Source organism: Pseudoflavitalea sp. G-6-1-2 (assembly GCF_012927185.1).
In the GTDB taxonomy this organism is placed as follows: domain Bacteria; phylum Bacteroidota; class Bacteroidia; order Chitinophagales; family Chitinophagaceae; genus Pseudobacter.
Genome location: NZ_JABBGB010000002.1, coordinates 210692 through 229473, shown reverse-complemented (window position 1 = coordinate 229473; position 18782 = coordinate 210692). Strand labels below are relative to the sequence as shown.

The window sequence follows — 18782 nt, the reverse complement described above, 5'->3', positions numbered from 1 at the left end:
GCCCGTCTTCTCACATATTATGGTATCATTGTTGTATCCCATTCCACATTACAACAGACACCATGAACAGAAGAAACCTCATCAAGTCTCTGGGTCTCGGCGTTGGAGCCATCATGCTTAACCGCGACACTTTCGCAGACCTCGGCAACAACTCCTACGCATATCCTCTCCCGTCTAATCCACTCCACAAACCGCTTGCAAAGCCTGTTACAGCCATCACACTCGGTGCAGGAAGCCGCGGAAATGTATACGGAAACTTCGCCGCAAAATTCCCCGATCAACTCGATATCGTCGGCGTTGCAGAACCCATTCCATTGCGCAACCAACGCTACGCCACCAAACACAATATCGCCGACAACAACCGATTCGATACATGGGAACGCGTGTTCGAACGACCCAAATTCGCAGATGCCATCATCATCACCACACCAGATAATCTGCATTATGGTCCATGCATGAAAGCCCTCAGCATGGGCTACGATATTCTGCTCGAAAAACCTATCGCACCCACCGAAAGAGAATGCCGCGACATTCTCGCGCTCGCCAAAAAATCAGGTCGCATTGTTGCTGTTTGTCATGTGCTTCGCTACGCGCCTTATTTTGTAAAGATGAAAGAACTGCTGTCGCAGGGCGCTATCGGAGAGATCATCAGCATTCAGCATTTTGAGCCTATCGAACACACGCATATGGCGCACTCATATGTGCGCGGCAACTGGCATAATTCAAAAGTCACTACACCGATCATACTGGCAAAGAGCTGCCACGATCTCGATATCATCAAATGGGTGATCAGTAAACCCGCCAGACAGATCTCCGCAATGGGCGATCTCAAATGGTTCCGTAAAGAAAATGCACCGCAGGGCAGCACAGCAAGATGCACCGACGGTTGCACCATTGAAAGAGATTGTCCGTACTCAGCCATCAGAAACTATTACGAGAAGAAGCAAAGACTCTATGTATTCGATCTGCCCGAAGACAAATCGAAGCAGCCGGACTTCATCATGGAGCAGCTGAAGACCACTAACTACGGGCGTTGCGTGTATCGGATGGACAACGATCAACCCGATCACTACATCACCAATATACGCTTTGGCGACAATGTAACGGCCAGCTTCAGCATGGAAGCCTTTACTTCTTATGCGGGAAGAAGAACGCGCATCATGGGCTCCATGGGCGATATGGTGGGAGACATGGAAGAACTGGTAGTAACCGATTTTCGCACAGGCAAATCTGTGAAGCTGGTACCGAAAGCCGAAGATGTAGACGATTACAAGAACAGCGGCCATGGCGGCGGCGACTGGGGGCTGGCCCGCGATTTTGTCCAGGCCGTTTCCCAGCAGAATCCCAACGTACTCACCAGCACCATCGATGAAAGCATCGAAAGCCATATCATGGCCTTCATGGCCGAAGCCAGCCGCAAATCTGACAAAGTGATGCCTATTAAAATGTAATAAAATCATCATAGCGCATACCGGCCGGTTCATTGCAATCTGCCGGTATTTTTGTATATTGTATTGAGTAATACTTCCCCGGTACAATCCTTTCCGTAAACCATTTCCTGTGGTTAATCTTCACTAAAATATCATGAAAAGTGCCGAAAGACTTTTATGCCATATTAGGGGTAAGCAGGGATGCTGCCGAAGCCGATATTAAGAAAGCCTATCGCAAGCTGGCTGTGAAATATCATCCTGACAAAAACCCCGACAATAAAGAAGCAGAGAACAAATTCAAAGAGATCAACGAAGCCTACGAAGTACTGAGCGATCCGGAAAAAAGAAAGAAATACGATCAGTTCGGTGAGAACTGGAACCGTGTGAATGAACAGGGTCCACCTCCCGGCGGAGGTTCACAATATCAGTATTACAATAATGGTGGTGACGGAGGTGGATTCCAGTTCGAAGGTGATCCGAACGATATCTTCGAATCGTTCTTCAGGGGCGGAGGATTCGGACAGGGACAAAGAAGCAAGGCTGCTTTCAAAGGCAGTGATTTCCAATCTGAAACCACTATCACGCTCGAAGAAGCCTATCACGGAACTGCAAGATTATTGCAACTTGAAAACAACAAGCTCCGCATCAAACTCAAGCCCGGCACCTATGATGGCCTCGTGATCAAACTCGCAGGCAAAGGAGGCCCTGGAAGAAACGGAGGACCGGCAGGTGATTTGTATATCACTATTCATGTAACGCCTCACGCGCAGTTCAAAAGGGAAGGAGACAACCTGCACCAGACCATTCATACCAATCTCTTCAATGCAGTATTGGGAGGAAAACAGGAAATAGATACCCTCACTGGAAAACTCAACATCAGCATTCCCGCAGGTACACAGAACGGTAAACTCCTTCGGATAAAAGGGAAAGGAATGCCGCATTATGATCATCCGGAACAACATGGCGACCTGTTGCTCGAAATCAACGTACAGATCCCAGAAAACCTTACTCCACAACAGAAAGAACTGTTCAGACAATTGCAGCAAAGCTTTGATACCAGTAATGCATTCGTGTAATTCAGCATCATCAGATTCCCCCAAACACAAAATTCAGTCAGATGGAAACAGTAAGCATTTCACAAGGCATCATCCCCTGGCTTTTTATGCAGAACGCCCATGCATCTTTATTGGATGATGTGGCTGACAGAATCATAGCGAGCCATCTGGTTCATTACACCAGTACCCTGATCGGCGATGATCTGTTCGAAGAGGATGAACTGGAACTCGCACTGCATAAAGCCATGGAAACCTGCAATGCGGCAGGTATGCCGCTGGCCAATCATTTCAGAATGATCTTCATCAGCACAGGCGGAAACCTGCGCCGCGACTGGCTTGTGTCTGATCTCGGCTTTCATCTGGTGATACTGAACAAAGAGATCACCAGCGCCCGTGCAGCGAGATTGAAGATCCAGGTACTCACGCGCAATATTCATTAACATGGAAACATTCAATCAACTGATACAATCCGCGCAACCTGTACTCGTAGACTTCTATGCAGACTGGTGCGGCCCCTGCAAAGCCATGGACCCCGTAATAAAAGCTGTAGCCGGCGTGCTCTCCGGAAAAGCCCGCGTGGTGCGTGTGAACATCGATACCAACCAAACAGCCAGCCGCAATTACCAGATAACAGCGGTGCCTACTCTTATGCTGTTCCGCAACGGAAAAGTGTTGTGGCGCCATCCCGGATTGCTCGATAAAGTGAGTATTCTGAAAGTAGTGGAACAGCATCTTGTCTGATGCGTTAAGTTTTATCCATAATTATGAAAACCTGCGGGTGAGGCAGCTGGTATTTTTACATCCTCAAACAGATTCTATGGAACAGCACCAACACCCGAACAACAACGCACATCAGCATCATCAACCGAACGACCAAAAATCTGCGCCACCTCCGCAGGAGAATGAAAGCCATGAAGGGCATGAACATCAGGAGCACAACCATCAATCATCCACAGAGCAGCAGCCTTCACATCAACATACAGAAAAAAAATCCGGCGCATCACAGGGCCATGATCATGCAGCTATGAATCACGGCAAACATGATCACCACAAACACGGTGCATCTGATGAAGGTGGATATGATGAACATGCTGGTCACCATACAGCCAATTTCCTCCAGCGTTTCTGGATCTGTCTGATACTCACCGTACCCGTTCTTGCGCTCTCACACATGATACAAAGCTGGCTGGGCGTTAACTGGAGCTTTCCCGGCGATCAGTATATTTTGTTTGCACTCGGTAGCATCATCTTTGTTTACGGTGGCTGGCCCTTCCTTACCGGAATGATCCAGGAACTGAAACACCGCAATCCGGGTATGATGACGCTCGTTGCCGTAGCCATCTCCACTGCCTACTTCTACAGCACTGCAGTGGTATTCGGATTACAGGGCATGGACTTCTTCTGGGAACTCGCTACCCTCATCGTTATCATGCTGCTCGGCCACTGGCTCGAAATGAAATCGCAGATGGCTGCCAGCAATGCACTCGAATCTCTCGTAAAACTCCTGCCCAGCACGGTTCACCTCAAAACCGATGCAGGCGAAAAAGATATACCGCTCGATCAGCTGAAACAGGAAGACACCATCATTGTAAAGCCCGGTGAAAAGATCCCCGCCGACGGACTCGTCATTGCCGGATCATCCTACGTAAACGAAAGCATGCTCACCGGCGAAAGTGTTCCCGTTAAAAAAGAGAACAACGCTAAAGTGATCGGCGGCTCCATCAACGGCGACGGCGTACTCACCATTCGCGTAACCGGAACCGGTAGCAGCAGCTATCTCAATAAAGTGATCACGATGGTCCGCTCTGCGCAGAGCGCCAAATCCCGCACACAAAACCTCGCAGGCAAAGTGGCCAAATGGCTTACCATCATCTCTATCAGTGTTGGTGTGATCACATTTATCGTATGGCTGTTTGCAGGCAAGGAATTGTCGTTCGCATTGGAAAGAATGGTAACAGTGATGGTAACCAGCTGTCCGCATGCACTCGGTGTTGCCATTCCATTGGTGGTAGCTATTTCAACTACTTTATCTGCAACACATGGGCTGCTGATCCGCAACCGGACTGCATTTGAGAATGCGAGACTGCTCAACCTGATCATCTTCGATAAGACCGGAACACTCACCAAAGGTTCTCACGAATTGCAGCAAATCATTCCTCTCAACAATACGTTTAGTGCAGACGAACTGCTTCAGTACACAGCAGCCGTGCAGCAGAATTCGGAGCATCATATTGCACGCGGCATCATCCGCAAACAACAGGAGAAAAAACTTCCACTCTGGACGAGCACCAATTTCGAATACATGCAGGGCATGGGCGTTAGCGGAACTGTAAATGGAAAGAAAGTGATCGCTGCTGGTCCCAATTATTTCAGTGCGCATAATGCACAGATGCCAGCCATTCCGGACAGCATCGACCAATCTACCGAAACCATTACGTATGTACTGATCGATGGACAACCGGCAGGCATCATCACCCTTGCAGACAGCATCCGCGAAACAGCGCCTGAAGCCATCAAAGCCTTGCAGCACATGGGTATCAAAACATACCTGCTCACCGGCGACAACGAAAAAGTAGCAGCTTCCGTAGCCAAAAAACTGAATATGGATGGCTTTATCGCCAACGTACTTCCTCACGAGAAACAGGAGAAAGTAAAAGAGTTCCAGCAACAGGGATACGTGGTAGCAATGACCGGTGATGGAGTGAACGATGCACCTGCACTCGCACAAGCTGATGTTGGCATCGCTGTAGGATCAGGCACCGACGTAGCCGCAGAAACTGCCGACATCATTTTGGTTGACAGCGATCCGAAAGACGTAGTTCAACTGATCAGCTTCGGTAAGGCCACTTACAGAAAAATGGTACAGAACCTCATCTGGGCGGCAGGCTACAACGTAATTGCGATTCCATTGGCTGCAGGTATTCTCTATCCTGGCTTTATGCTGAGTCCAGCCATGGGAGCCATTTTGATGAGCGTGAGCACCATTGTGGTAGCCATCAATGCAAAGTTGCTGCGCGTAAAATAATCAGTTGAAAACAGCTAATTGAAAAGGTCAGGTAAACTGGCCTTTTCTGTTTTCATTCCGGAACTCCAGCGGGGTTTGTCCGGTAGATCTTCGGAAGAACCGGGAGAAGTAGGAGGTATCAGAAAAACCAAGCAGTAACATCCTTGCCAACAGAATCACGCACTACAGTGGTTGCCCAACGGGTAGAACTGAGGATAACATTGCCATTTTCAGGGGCTGTCGGCATAACAGCATCATCTTTGCTGCAGGCGGCCAGAAAAACAATGGCTAACAGGGGCAGGGCGAGTTTTCTCCAGGTAATTGTCATTGCTCAGATTTTTGATTTGTATACCTCAAAGCTAAATATGACAATTTTTTACCAAGGGAACTTTTGGCGCCAATAATGGTACTTTTCGAAACTATGTTATACGAGGGCTTTCCCTTTCTTTACCAGTCTTACAAAATCTTCGAAGCTGGCATCTCCTCTGATATCGAGCCGTTGCACCAGCAGCGGCTTTTTCAGCGGCAGCGCATTCAGGCGATTGCCGATCCTGAAACCCAACGCTATACCACTGATAGCAAGCGTATCGGTAAACGCTTTTCTTTTGAAAGGATTCTTTTTAGGATATGCACCATATGGAAATGCCACACAGGGCTGGAAAGAAATGCCCTGCGCTTTCAGCCAGTCCCTGGTCTGAACAATATCATTGCTCAGCTCTTTCAGAGTGAGTTTTTTGTAACTCTGGTGAGAATAGGAGTGAAGACCATATTCAACTCTTGCGGGGTTCATCGATCTCAGATCCTGCAGATCGAGATAGAGACCATCGCTTTCATTGATCTGCTGCTGCAAAAATGCAGGCACCAGAAAGATGCCGGCTTTCATATTCAGCTGTTCGAGCAGCGGATACATCCGGGTAAAATTATCCTTGTACCCATCATCGAAAGTTAGCAGAACGGGGCGGGGAGGAAGCGCTTTACCTGCGCTGACAGCACGAACGAGATCGCTGAACAGGATCGGCGTGAAACCCTCCTGCTGAAGGTACCGCCATTGTTCGGCCAGCTGATCGGTGGTTACCGTGAGGTAATCGCGGGTTCCATCTTCAGAAACCTTATGATACATCAAAACCCGCAGGCAGGGGCCCGCAGGTCGGCTTATTGCAACAAAAATGAAAGTGATTAGCGCTAAAACTGCTACAATCAGCAGATACCAATACATCATGATGCTTTAGAAAAAGAATTCGCTGAAATAGTGATGCTGCCCTGCTGATGCCTGCTTTTTTTGCCAGCCTGCCGGTGCAACTCATTCAGTTTTACGTATTTGAAAAAGTGGTAGAAACTCAGGAGCGTGCTCCAGTAGAACCCTTTCAGGCCGTTGAGCAGATTACGTTCGAGCAGATAATATTTAAAGAAGTTGAATGGAAGCGCAAAAAGTATCGCCAGCACATGCTTCTTTTTCCCCTTGCTGAACGCCATTTCAGCTGAAATGGTGGAGTAGCGGTTGTTCTTTTCCAGACACTGATGGAAACTGTGATAACTATAATGGAGCAGAATATGGTTCAGTTTCTTTACTGGTCCATTTACCCGGATGGCTTCATGCACTTTATCTTCCGTAAAACCGCCTTGTTCTTTGTTGAACAGACGGAGAAAATGACGGCCGCTTTCCTTTCCGTGTTTGAACTCTTTTCCAAGGAATACCAGATTCATTTTGAAAGCGAAACCGCTGTTTGCCTGTGCTTCTTCGGGGGTTATCTGCAATATTTCATCAACCAGTTCATCGGAGAGCACTTCATCGGCATCGATGCAGAGCACCCATGGGTTGCTGGCCATGGAAACGGCGAAGCGTTTCTGGGGACCATACCCGTCGAAATCGCGGTAGTACACCGTAGCATTGAACTCACGGCAGATGGCCACGGTACTGTCTGTGCTATGGCTGTCTACCACAATGATTTCGTCGCACCAATGCAACTGGCGGAGGGTCCTCCGTATATTGCTTTCCTCGTTGAAAGTGATGATTACGGCACTGACTTTGCCGAAAGAATGTTTACCCTGATCCTTTGTTCTGTTCATATTATCTAGAAAACAGCCTTTTGCATAGATACCCCTACGTCACTTATGGCTTTTTCCTCATATCCGTCTTCCTGAAATACGGGCAAAATGAGTTACCTTTGCGTCCGCCCTCGCCAAGGTGAACCGCAGCTACGGCTGCACCTGAAAATGAAGGCATAAGGAACCAATGAAGAATATCCGGAATTTTTGCATCATCGCGCATATCGACCACGGTAAAAGTACCCTGGCTGACCGTTTATTGCAGAGCACCAATACCATCTCCGAACGTGAAATGATGGACCAGGTACTGGACGATATGGATCTCGAAAGAGAAAAGGGCATCACTATTAAAAGTAAGGCCATCCAGATCAGTTACAAACACACTGACGGACAGGAATACACACTCAATCTGATCGATACACCGGGTCACGTTGACTTCTCTTACGAAGTGAGCCGTGCACTCGCAGCCTGCGAAGGCGCGCTGCTGCTGGTAGACGCCACTCAGGGTATTCAGGCGCAAACCATCAGCAATCTTTATCTGGCCATCGACAACGACCTTGAGATCATTCCGGTGATCAACAAGATCGATATGGATGGCGCCATGATCGAAGAGGTGCAGGATCAGATCATCGATCTGATCGGTTGCAAAAAAGAAGAAATTCTGCTGGCATCCGGCCGTGCAGGTATCGGCATCGATGCCATTCTTCAGGCAATCGTTGAAAAGATCCCCGCTCCTGAGGGAAGCACCGAAGCCCCGCTTCAGGCCCTGATCTTCGACAGCGTTTACAACAGCTTCCGCGGCATCATTGTATACTACCGCATTCTCAACGGCGTACTCAAAAAAGGAGATAAGGTTAAATTCATCGCCACAGAAACTGAATATGAAGCCGATGAAGTAGGCGTACTGAAATTAACGCTCAGCCCCAGGAAAGAAGTTCGTGCAGGCGACGTAGGTTATATCATCACCGGTATCAAAAATGCCAAAGAGGTGAAAGTGGGTGATACCCTTACGCTTTCCAACAATCCGCATCCCAATGCCATCCAGGGTTTCGAGGAAGTGAAGCCAATGGTATTTGCCGGTATCTATCCCGTAGAAACAGAAGATTTTGAAGAGCTCCGCGACTGTATGGACAAACTGCAGCTCAACGATGCCTCACTCACATACGAACTCGAAACATCACAGGCCCTCGGATTCGGTTTCCGATGCGGATTCCTCGGAATGCTGCACATGGAGATCATTCAGGAAAGACTTGAGCGCGAGTTCAATCAAACCGTGATCACCACCGTTCCAAACGTAGGCTTTATCGGTTACACCACGCGCGGGGAGAAGGTTACCATCAACAACCCAACCGAGATGCCGGAGCCTACACAGATCGACCGTGTGGAGGAGCCATTCATCAAAGCACAGATCATCACCAAACCCGATTACATCGGTAATATCATGACGCTCTGTCTCAGCAAGCGCGGTATTCTCATCAATCAGAGCTACCTCACGCAAACGCGTGTGGAACTGATCTTTGAAATGCCGATGACGGAGATCGTATTCGATTTCTATGATAAGCTGAAGAGCCAGACCCGCGGATATGCATCGTTCGATTATTCACCGATCGGGTATCGTGAGAGCGATATCGTGAAGATGGATATTCTGCTGAATGGAGATAAGGTGGATGCATTGAGTGCGTTGATCCACCGTCAGCGTGCAGAAGACTTCGGACGTAAATTGTGTGAGAAGCTGAAAGAGTTGCTGACGCGTCACCAGTTCCAGATTGCGATTCAGGCGGCAATTGGCGCAAAGATTGTTGCTCGTGAGACGATCTCTGCGTTACGTAAAGATGTAACAGCGAAGTGTTATGGTGGTGATATCAGCCGTAAGCGTAAGCTGTTGGAGAAGCAGAAGGAGGGTAAGAAGAGAATGAGACAGATTGGTAATGTGGAAGTGCCGCAGGAAGCGTTTTTGGCGGTGTTGAAGTTGAATGATTAATTGAAAAAGACTAAATAAAGAAGAAGGCCTGCAGGAATTTGCAGGCCTTCTTCTTTTATTTCACTCATGAATATTTATTAGTCATTATTGATGTGACGGAAACGAAATTTGATCGATCGATTTATACAGAAATTGATATTATTAGGAGTATAGCTTTGCCATTGATTTAAACAAAGACGCCAACCGCTCAAATTCTAAAAATCCAGAAAGATCATTTTCTTCTAGAGAATTTAGAAATTCAATATCATCATTAATTGAACCAACTGTCAAGGAAGGTTCATCAGGAATATCATTTAGCTTATCTAATGGAACATTCCAATACCAATCATCTTCGATGGCAATCGCTTCAATTCCCTTCTTCCTTAATTTTTCGATCGATGCTTTGACAACCAATTCTAATGTTTGTACTGTTATTATGTTCATTATTAATCTATTTAATTTCCAGTATTTTATTTTTCTCCACTTGAAGTTGCACCACTTTATCTTTATTTTTCTGAATATTGTTCCTAAATGTCCTAATCTCTTTCTTAAGATGCTCAATTCTTTTTTGAATGATAGTGTTTCTTGCTCCCGGAGGAGCATTTTTCAAAAAGTCTTTGTTGTCAAATTTATCTGGATCGTTTTGAAATTCGTTCAGCTTATCTTCATGATCTTTTGCTTTCTTTTCTAATGTTCTATTGGACTTTTCTAACTGCCTAACCTCTTCGTCAATCTCAGCAACTTTCTCATCTTTTTCATGCTGTTGCATCATTGCTTGTGTCTTTTCACGCCCAGCAACGTATAGCAAATGCTGACTTTCCTTGACTGCAGTAATTTCCCCCATAACGTCAGTAGTAATAACCATTTGTACTACTGGTGGTTGTACAGGTACTTTGGGGATTACTGCAGCTACAGTTCTAGCAGCACGATACAACCTATATAAGCGATACAATCCTGCTACAATTGGAACAACTGGGTTTTTACCATCTGGGTCATTAAACACTATAGGATTATTGAAAGAAAAATGAAAGGGTGTCAAGCCCTCCTGACCTACCTCAGTTTCAGGATCTATTTGATTAAATCTTCCAAGCTGAGGATCATATGACCGAGCATTAAAATCATATAGTTCAATTCCAACACCATCAGTAAACTCTTTATTTTGTAGTTCATTACCATTAAAACCTCTCTTATTTTCGATAGTGTGTTTCAGTGCCTTACTACTTATCCCTGCCATCGTCAACCCAAACGGATAATAATGCGTTTCCTCCTGCAAAGGCCCTATAAAATGTCTTACACTCAGGTTATCAAAGAACACATCCCAATTCTGCGTTTCATTGCTCACATAAATATACAAAAATCCATTCTTTGCAATATTGAGTGTTGCTGGAGCAAGTGAAGTTAACACATCTGCATTACCTACTGGTTGAGCACCACTTCCTGTGCTCACATACTTCATTTGCTCATCCAATAGAATCCAGTTCAGGTAAGCCTTTGGCTTGGATGGCGGTGTTGAATTATTGGCTGTGCGGAAACTGTTCAATACTCCCAACAGCGGACTGTTACTAGGATTATTAAGTTGCGAGAGTGTTCCTTTTGATTCACCAGCTACTCCAACAATACCTCCGGCCAATACACTGAGGATATCAACCATTGGGTCACTGGGAGCGCCAGTTGTTCCACTTGGTTTGTAAAATGATTTCACTGCAAGATCCACTTTATCACCACTCATCACTTTCAACACCAGTGATGGTCCCACCTTTCTGCCGCTGCCATTTAATCGGGCGAGGGAGTCATTGGGATTGGTTGTATTATCAGCAGGATAGCCGCCGGGCACTAATGATTTGGGATAAGCGGTTTCTGAAATATTGCTGAACAAAGCAGTCTCTTTCGCTCTGTAAGCAGCTTCCATCGTAGCCATGTACGCAGCAGTGTCTTTTTGTTCAGACAATACCGCTCTTACATTCCCCAGGTGATCTTTCAGGAAATAATCGTTCACGTATTTGTATTCACTACTGCCATTCTGATAATACAGTTTCGAGTAGCGCAAACGTCCCTCTTCGTTTCCGATGAATTGCAATGAGTCATTCTCGTAGACTAACCCGCCAAGGTAGAGTGTGTTCTTATCAGGCTGGCCAGTTTCCTTAACTGTTTTCTGCAACTTATTTCCCGCTGCATCATAAGTATAGGTGATGGTTCCTTTTACTGCTCCTCCCGTTGTGCGGACCGTAATCACAGATGGCAGGTTCAGGTGATTGTACACAATGCCATTGTTGCCCGCATCACCAATATCCTTGTTACGATCTTTGAGAAGGTTACCATTACCATCATACGTGTAATCAATCGCAGCAGTGGTTTTGTTATTTCCCAAAGCAGTCATGTATATCTGCGAGCTTCTGAAGTCGCCCAGTTTAGTTTGTACATCATTGCTTCGATCGATAACGTTTTGTAATTTATTGCTGCTGTTGTAGGTGTACAGGAGGCTATCGATAATTGAGCTTCCGCCCAGCTTCCAGCCGCGCTGGGTCATGGAGAGGATATTGCCATTGGCATCATAGCTCATATTACTAAGGGAGAAATCGAGTCCTGCACTGGTGTTGAAAACATTACTCGTATATTGTGTAAAGGCAGCTTTGGTTATTCTGTTTACAGCATCATAACTAAAATCATACTTTCTTTTTTCTCCATCACCACGGCTTTTCCAGACTGTACCGGCAATGTTACCGTTGAACTGAGCAGCTGAGTAAGATTGATTACCAATCAGGTCATTACTGGTTTTATCGTAGCCCAGATCAAATCCAAAGTAGTTGTTTTGATGAGCGTCTTTTGCATAGGCACGGTTAGCACCCAACAGCCAGCCACGGATATTATAGTCGTAACGCAAAGAATCTATTACTGCCGCACCTAATGATTTCTTTGAAAGCTGACCCAATGCATCATATTCATTACTCACCAGCAGTTGCTCAGGTTGAGTAGCAGTTTTTGATCCAATAGTACTGTACACCGCTTTTTTGATGGTAAGCACACGGCCCAGATCATCATAATTGATCTTTGTGACAATCACATGGGTTTGTGGGTTGGGTGCCGGCTTTTGTTGCTGTTGTACAATTACCAATGGCTGTCCACTCCAGTTATATTGAGTGGTAACTACGTTCAGAGCACCAGTAATCGTTTGTGAACGGGTTTGGATCAATCTGCCATCTTCATCATAAAAGTTTACTGTCCCTGGCATGTAGACGGGTGTCGATCCTAATACGCGGGTAAGATTTCCGGTTGCCAAACCTCTTGTGTTGTCTGATTTTTGAACGGCCTGTGCAAATGGATAGGCACTGTTTGAAGCTGTCAGCAAATACGGAGTAGCATAGCTGATATCAAAATCCTTAACTGTAGCTGGCAAAGTTGACAATTGAGCGTAATTGTCGAAATAAGCATGCGTCAGCTCTTCATAATTCTGCGCATTCACTACAGGGTAGGAGGTACTATTGTATGCCTGATCTTTATGGTAAAGTCTGTTCTGATTATTGGCCCATAAACCCGTGCTGTAGGGTCTATTGAAATTGTCGTAACAGATACAGAACCATTGGGCCTGACTGCGCATCGATGAATCCTGAGTAAGCACTAATCTGTCTCTTACATCGTACACCATCCATACTTCTCCGGCTCCTGGTACTTTCTTAACCACCATGCGCTGACGCTCATCATATTCGTATCGAAAAGAGAACTCATTTAGAATAGGAGTTGTCAGTAACCAGTTTCCACTCAGTAATAGTTCAACTCCGCGCGGTTGAATCACCAGCCTGAGATTACTTTTATTGTCGTAAACGTAATATGTGCAGAGCCATCCAAAATGCCCGGTGGAAGGAGAGGAAGACAACTGTATTTTCTTGAGAATAACCCGGCCTTCCTTGTCTTTGTATTCAACTGTTTGCTGCTTGTGCTCATCGGTTGTTACATTCTTATACAACGCTCCGGCTGTGTACATCGAAGTAGTAGCAATAGCACCTGTAGTTGGGTCTACTGACCAGAAACGTACAGAATCAGCAACATCATTGATCTTATTCTGGATGCTGATATTTCTGCGTGTATTCGGATCAGGGTTGCTTTCACTTCCTGCCCAGCTGTTACCCGGAGCATAAGTATCGGTAACCCTGTTCAGCGGCGATGCCTCGAAGTTTGTTTTATTGTAGTAATATGTTTCTCCGGGGAATTGCACTTTATTGAAGGCAGAATCCTGCTGAAATGGATTGAGTTTGAAAAGCCCATTATTGATAAATGTGTTACCACCTGTATTATTAGCAACGAAGGGCAAATATTTCAAAGCTTCTCTGCCATAGCCATCATATACAATCGGGCTAACCAGATCAGCAGCAGCGCCACCAGTAATCAGGGAGCCTTGCTTTGCAACTATCTGCAAAGGTCTGCCCAGACCATCGAAGTACTGAGTACTTTGTTTTACTTCCTGCAGAGGTTTTGTGATCAGTACTGCAGGATCATTCACTGGCGCTGTTGCAGACCAGGTTCGTATATAATTAATCTTTGCATTTGAACTATAAGCAGCTGGTGCTGTTTGCTGAGCATGTCCAAATAAACCTGTCAATAGTAAACAGGCAAGTCCGTAAAACGCTTTTGATCTATTTATAAAGTGCATAATAATAAGAATTAAAGGATAAAGAATACAGCTGTATCGGAATGATTACTCCATAGCCAGATAACAATCAGGAGTTACATTCAGCCAACTAAACGTAACGTTGCTCTTGTTCGACTGGGACCAACCATATACTTTAAACAGGAAATTATAAGTACCCGATGGAGGCATTGCAAACATCTCAAGATGATATGAGCCTACTGGTATCACACCAAAATTAGTCCCACCTGAGTTGGTGGTTCTCGCCGGTATATGGTATTCATAAATCAATGCTTCATTATCCGTACTCTTAAATCGAACATACAGGCCTGTTGTAGTTTGATTCCATGCAATGACGTTTGCCGTGGCAGCAGCAGCAACTTTCACTTCACTGTTGCTATTGATCCCGATGCTACCATAATAAACTGCATTAAAATAGGTCTGCGCCAACCCCGCAACTTCAAATCGCAATGGAGAATTGATAGAACCATTGACTGGAGTTAGATCAACACGGTAATTGCCGAAGGGAATTCTTCCCAATACAGTATTGCCGACTCCAGGATTCAGCTGGAATGTATATACGGTGTTTGTGCTTAGATTCTTATACGTAACAGTAACTTGCTTAGCACTAGAGTTTGAACCGGTGATTTTTGCATCTACTGGTACACAAGCAGGATTAGTACCTGTAACCACCCAACGAAGTTGATTGAATGTCGTGCTGCACGGATTCAAATCCTTTTGTTCCTGCTCTTGTTCTCCCGTAATATCTCCGTCAGCAGTCTTCCTACAACGCGAAGGAGTAGCCGTATTCTGCCAAACAGCATTATTGACGCAACTTGCGTTGCCCGCATCATCTACCCAACGAGTTTGGTTATAAGTAGCGCTTTCCGGATTATTGTCCTTTTCCTCCTGCTGGCTGGTTGTACTGTTATAAGATGGATCCTGTGCACAAGGCTTGCACCGGGTTAGACCAGTTGGAATCCAGTTTGCAACAGCAAGGGCAGTTGTGTTATATACATATTTAAAGAGCTTTACGATACTTCTGTTTTTGTCTCTTATCAACTTCAAACGATTAGTCGCATCATACTCGTAATACAATACATTATTACGGGCATCACATTGAGTAGTGATACCAATTAATGGTGCATAGGTAAATGTTGCCATCTGAGCACCGGAAGGGTAGAGACGCAACTCATCAATAATACCGCTGCCCGTAAGAATGAGGGATCCTGCACTGGTAGTAATCAGATGTTCAAAGTACGTCCATCCATTAATGGTAGAACCAGTTTGCAGCGGCCCCGTTCCACCTGCTATATTTTTGGAGCCTGATCTGCTCCAATAACTCACAATATATTGTTTGCCACTGGTAAGATTAGATCTGCTCAGTGTTCCGTCACCAAGGTCAAAAGATCGGCGGCCGGTGAGAAAGTAAGTTGAATCAAGGGTGCCTCCGGTACGCGTCCAGTTACCATTATTGGAAGTTTCAAAACTGGTGAAAGCGATTTCACTTTGTGCAGCCCCCGTTGCTTCACATACAAGATAAAGCTGATTATGATCCCAGAGATAGGCTTTATTGAACCCTCCGCGCGACTGCGTTTGCAGCATATTATGTTTATCATCATAGAGCACAAATCTTGCTGATTCCTCGTACCGGCTGTCTTTAGCAAGATTACCGCCGCTGATGGAGCTATTGGCAAATCCATTATATAACACGGGTGTTAATACGGAATATTCAAAAACCCTGTCTACGGCAGCGGTATCGGATTTATAAGTAGTCAATACTGCGTACGTAATAAATTCGCTGCCTCCACTTTTCCTAACAGAGATTTTTTCAATAGGAACCAGAATATTCTTTCTCTGCAAGTGACGGATAGCCATAGCTTCTTTTCCCGTTACTAGGGTTGTGTCGTAATCGAAAGAGTATCTGACAATTTCTTTCATAGTATCACCATTGCTGCTTACTGTATGTGTTTCAGTGGCTAGTCTATGTTTAGAAGATCCATAGATATTTACTACTCCCGACAATAGTTGCCCACCATCAGAATAGTAAGCCTTCGACTGACTCTTTGAATGAAATATTTCAGTGAAAAGCACTGGCTCCTGGTAGGAGAAAGAAGTAAGATCACCGATTCCCTTATATGAACAATACGAACTGTACTCTGCTTTTACTCCTTTGGATTTCCCTTCAACTACTCCGACTGTTTCGTATTCCGTAGAATCCAATTGAACAAGATCATAATTTGTACCAGTCCATCGATATTGTTTTTTGTTCTTGAGCAATCCCGCTTTCCAGCTAAGTTTGAATGGACTTAACCAGGGGGCTCTTCCTGAATGCCAATTAATAGTTGGCGTAAAGGTGTAATCAATCTTGCCCTTTTCGCCACTTATATCATCATACTCCGTTACATAAATGTACTCAACAGGATTACCGGTCATCGGCGCCACACTTTCTTCTGTAATGGTTGCTTTGTTTCCACAAATATCACAGCCAGCTCCCTTAAGTGGTCTAAAATAATAACGCAGGGATGAAATATAATGAGGCACATTAACATTCCCTACACTATCTATATGATCAACATAAGAGTAGCTCTTAAATGTACTGTTGCCTACACTATCGTTATTCCTTACAGATTTAATACGATATCCTCCGACCTCATAGGAAAACTTTGGCTGATAGACTACTTTCGAAATTTTCAACGAAGCACTGCCATCTCTGAAGGTTTCATCCTGCTGCCGCCTCAGTTCATAATAATAGGTACCTGCTAAAAGCGTTGTTCTGGTAGTGAGTTGACAGGATAAAGGACCACATGGAATCGCTAATGGACCTGAGGCCAGCAAATTCGGACCGTCTGACTTATTTAAGCTGATGAAAGACTTGATGAAATTGCGGGGATCTTGCTCCATGAAAGCGGCAATATCCACCTCTGTGTTTTCTGCAAGTGTAAAGGAGCCCGTGATTATGTCATGAACATCGCTGGTACCTTCATGAACCAGCGTTATATTCTGAGTAGGGAAAGGACGTGTGAAAAAGGGTTTATTAACCAACTGTATCGGATCAGTGAAAGTAATAGCATTGCTTTCATATTCGAATACAGAGCTCCCACCAGTAGGATAGGTAACTTTTCTGATAAGACCTCCCTGGCTATTATCATTGCTTTCTTTGGATGGCCCTACCCAGGTACCCAATCCAGGCATCCAATCATCTCTTAACAGCCTGCTATAATTTGCATAAGGAATTCCATTGCCTGAACCTGCATATCCCCAATGGTCTTTAGCCTTAGAAAACAAGTCGGGCAATGACTCTTTCATATATTCAAATTTCCAGACAGCAGGATTTCCTGAGGAATCCTTTTTTTCTACCTGATCTAAACGCAACCTGTTCCCATTGGTGTATTTAAAACTGTACTCGGTAATTAATTTATTACTGATGTCATACACTTTCATTTTACTCAGATAGGATGGGCCATAGGACCCTGCTGTAAGCTTCCTGATATCCTGTCTGCTATCTTCGCTCAATTCAAATTCGATTCGGCCACCATCCCATTCAATAGAAGTCAGCATGTGGTTATAGAGCATGGTATTGTTACGGCTGATATGATAATCATTCGTAGGACATTCCGGTGTATTACGACGCGTAACTACAGTGAGAGAGCCAGTAAGGGTTTTATAAAGGATTGTAGAGTAGCTGTAATTAAACCTGATTTCTCTGTTATCGGATGAAACTACTTTATCCAGATATACGCTGGCACTACCGGTAAAGTCAGGTCTTAATGTAGCGAGAGAATCATACTCTTCGAGGCTTTGGTTCAAGTCAGCTGGTCCAAATTCCCATTTGGTACCCTTCTGATCGGTTATCCTGAAGGTAAGTTCACCTCTCAATTTCTCAAGTTTTATGTCCGATTTGGGAGTTATTATCCAATTACGGTTTGTATCAGAGTAGAAACCTCCTGAGCCGCCAGGAAAGGAATAGGAGTAATAGTCGAACTCGCCATCCACCATCATTCTGGTAACACTATCAAGGTAACCCTTCTTGTCTTCTGCACTCATTTCCCTTCGAAGAAATCTCTTCAAAGAATCCAATGCATTATATCTTGAATTTCTATACAATAATCCCACCTTAAGACCTGGTCCTTCTCCATCATAATCATTCAAACCACGTTGCTGATAGTTGATCACTCCACCAGCCTGAATGCTCCATCCCATTCCTACATAACTGGGGATTTCGTCATTCTTAACTCCATTACTATTGAATGAAAGTGTAACAGGAATTTCAAGTGAACCCGATCTGATAGTGTATAAAGGGATGCTGAGATTAACAGTACCGTTGGATAGCGAAACCGGCATCTCTGTATATTTCTCAAAAGCTGCGGCCTCTGGCGATCTTGGCGTTACCTGTGGCAATATATAATTGTTCTGGGCCTGCGTAAAATCACAAATCTGCATAAACAACAAAACAATCACACAAAGTCTGATGTAGAATTTCTTCATAGAAGTAAAACTTAATTTAATAAACAACTTTCCGGGACACCCGTAAATAACTCAGGATATCCAGAAGTAATAGAAATCTGTTTTAATACCGATAACTGTATAGCGCTAATTCCTGTTTATTGAAAAAGGAAGTCACACCATCAGCAATGGAAGTTGTTTTTTGATATGGCCAGTAAAT

At 44.9% G+C, this 18782-nt stretch carries 13 protein-coding genes; 6 read left to right on the top strand and 7 right to left on the bottom strand.

Annotated elements, in window-relative coordinates; all coding sequences use genetic code 11:
* The first annotated feature begins 62 nt into the window (after window positions 1-62).
* From HHL16_RS10595 to HHL16_RS10575, 5 genes are all read left to right on the top strand, one after another.
* Window positions 63-1451, top strand: a complete 1389-nt coding sequence (locus HHL16_RS10595; RefSeq protein WP_169425182.1) for a Gfo/Idh/MocA family oxidoreductase — start codon at window positions 63-65, stop codon at window positions 1449-1451.
* Between the two features lie 140 nt (window positions 1452-1591).
* The gene (locus HHL16_RS25220; RefSeq protein WP_169425181.1) at window positions 1592-2506 is read left to right on the top strand and encodes a J domain-containing protein; all 915 of its coding nucleotides are present in this window, start codon (window positions 1592-1594) and stop codon (window positions 2504-2506) included.
* Window positions 2507-2547: 41 nt separating this feature from the next.
* The gene (locus tag HHL16_RS10585) at window positions 2548-2925 is read left to right on the top strand and encodes a hypothetical protein (protein ID WP_169425180.1); all 378 of its coding nucleotides are present in this window, start codon (window positions 2548-2550) and stop codon (window positions 2923-2925) included.
* Window position 2926: 1 nt separating this feature from the next.
* Window positions 2927-3226, top strand: coding sequence for a thioredoxin (gene trxA / locus HHL16_RS10580; RefSeq protein WP_169425179.1), 300 nt, complete (start codon window positions 2927-2929; stop codon window positions 3224-3226).
* 76 nt (window positions 3227-3302) lie between these two features.
* On the top strand, window positions 3303-5510 hold the full coding sequence (locus HHL16_RS10575; RefSeq protein WP_169425178.1) for a copper-translocating P-type ATPase: 2208 nt from the start codon (window positions 3303-3305) through the stop codon (window positions 5508-5510).
* A gap of 27 nt (window positions 5511-5537) precedes the next feature.
* On the opposite strand, the gene HHL16_RS10570 is transcribed toward HHL16_RS10575, so the two are convergent.
* The 4 genes from HHL16_RS10570 to HHL16_RS10555 all read right to left on the bottom strand — a co-directional run bounded on the left by HHL16_RS10570 (window position 5538) and on the right by HHL16_RS10555 (window position 7556).
* A complete protein-coding gene (locus HHL16_RS10570; RefSeq protein ID WP_169426433.1) occupies window positions 5538-5651 on the bottom strand; it encodes an AraC family transcriptional regulator in 114 nt (37 codons plus the stop codon).
* Window positions 5629-5817: a hypothetical protein gene (locus tag HHL16_RS10565; RefSeq protein WP_169425025.1), complete on the bottom strand. Its 189-nt coding sequence runs from the start codon at window positions 5815-5817 to the stop codon at window positions 5629-5631. Before HHL16_RS10565 ends, HHL16_RS10570 begins: the two co-directional genes overlap by 23 nt.
* Before the next feature lie 96 nt (window positions 5818-5913).
* Window positions 5914-6609: a polysaccharide deacetylase family protein gene (locus HHL16_RS10560; RefSeq protein ID WP_169425177.1), complete on the bottom strand. Its 696-nt coding sequence runs from the start codon at window positions 6607-6609 to the stop codon at window positions 5914-5916.
* 95 nt (window positions 6610-6704) lie between these two features.
* On the bottom strand, window positions 6705-7556 hold the full coding sequence (locus tag HHL16_RS10555) for a glycosyltransferase family 2 protein (protein ID WP_169425176.1): 852 nt from the start codon (window positions 7554-7556) through the stop codon (window positions 6705-6707).
* Window positions 7557-7722: 166 nt separating this feature from the next.
* Between HHL16_RS10555 and lepA the strand changes: the two genes are divergently transcribed.
* Window positions 7723-9516 (top strand): translation elongation factor 4, encoded by a 1794-nt coding sequence (lepA, locus tag HHL16_RS10550; RefSeq protein ID WP_169425175.1) that lies wholly within the window; start codon window positions 7723-7725, stop codon window positions 9514-9516.
* A gap of 141 nt (window positions 9517-9657) precedes the next feature.
* Here the strand turns inward: lepA and HHL16_RS10545 are convergent, their stop codons facing one another.
* From HHL16_RS10545 to HHL16_RS10535, 3 genes are read right to left on the bottom strand one after another with little or no spacing between them, the layout of a single operon-like run.
* On the bottom strand, window positions 9658-9939 hold the full coding sequence (locus HHL16_RS10545) for a hypothetical protein (RefSeq protein ID WP_169425174.1): 282 nt from the start codon (window positions 9937-9939) through the stop codon (window positions 9658-9660).
* Window positions 9940-9946: 7 nt separating this feature from the next.
* A complete protein-coding gene (locus HHL16_RS10540; RefSeq protein WP_169425173.1) occupies window positions 9947-14140 on the bottom strand; it encodes a DUF6443 domain-containing protein in 4194 nt (1397 codons plus the stop codon).
* A 45-nt stretch (window positions 14141-14185) separates the two neighbouring features.
* Window positions 14186-18604 carry a hypothetical protein gene (locus tag HHL16_RS10535; RefSeq protein ID WP_169425172.1) on the bottom strand — a complete coding sequence of 1473 codons (4419 nt, stop codon included), beginning with the start codon at window positions 18602-18604 and terminating at the stop codon, window positions 14186-14188.
* Window positions 18605-18782: the final 178 nt, after the last annotated feature.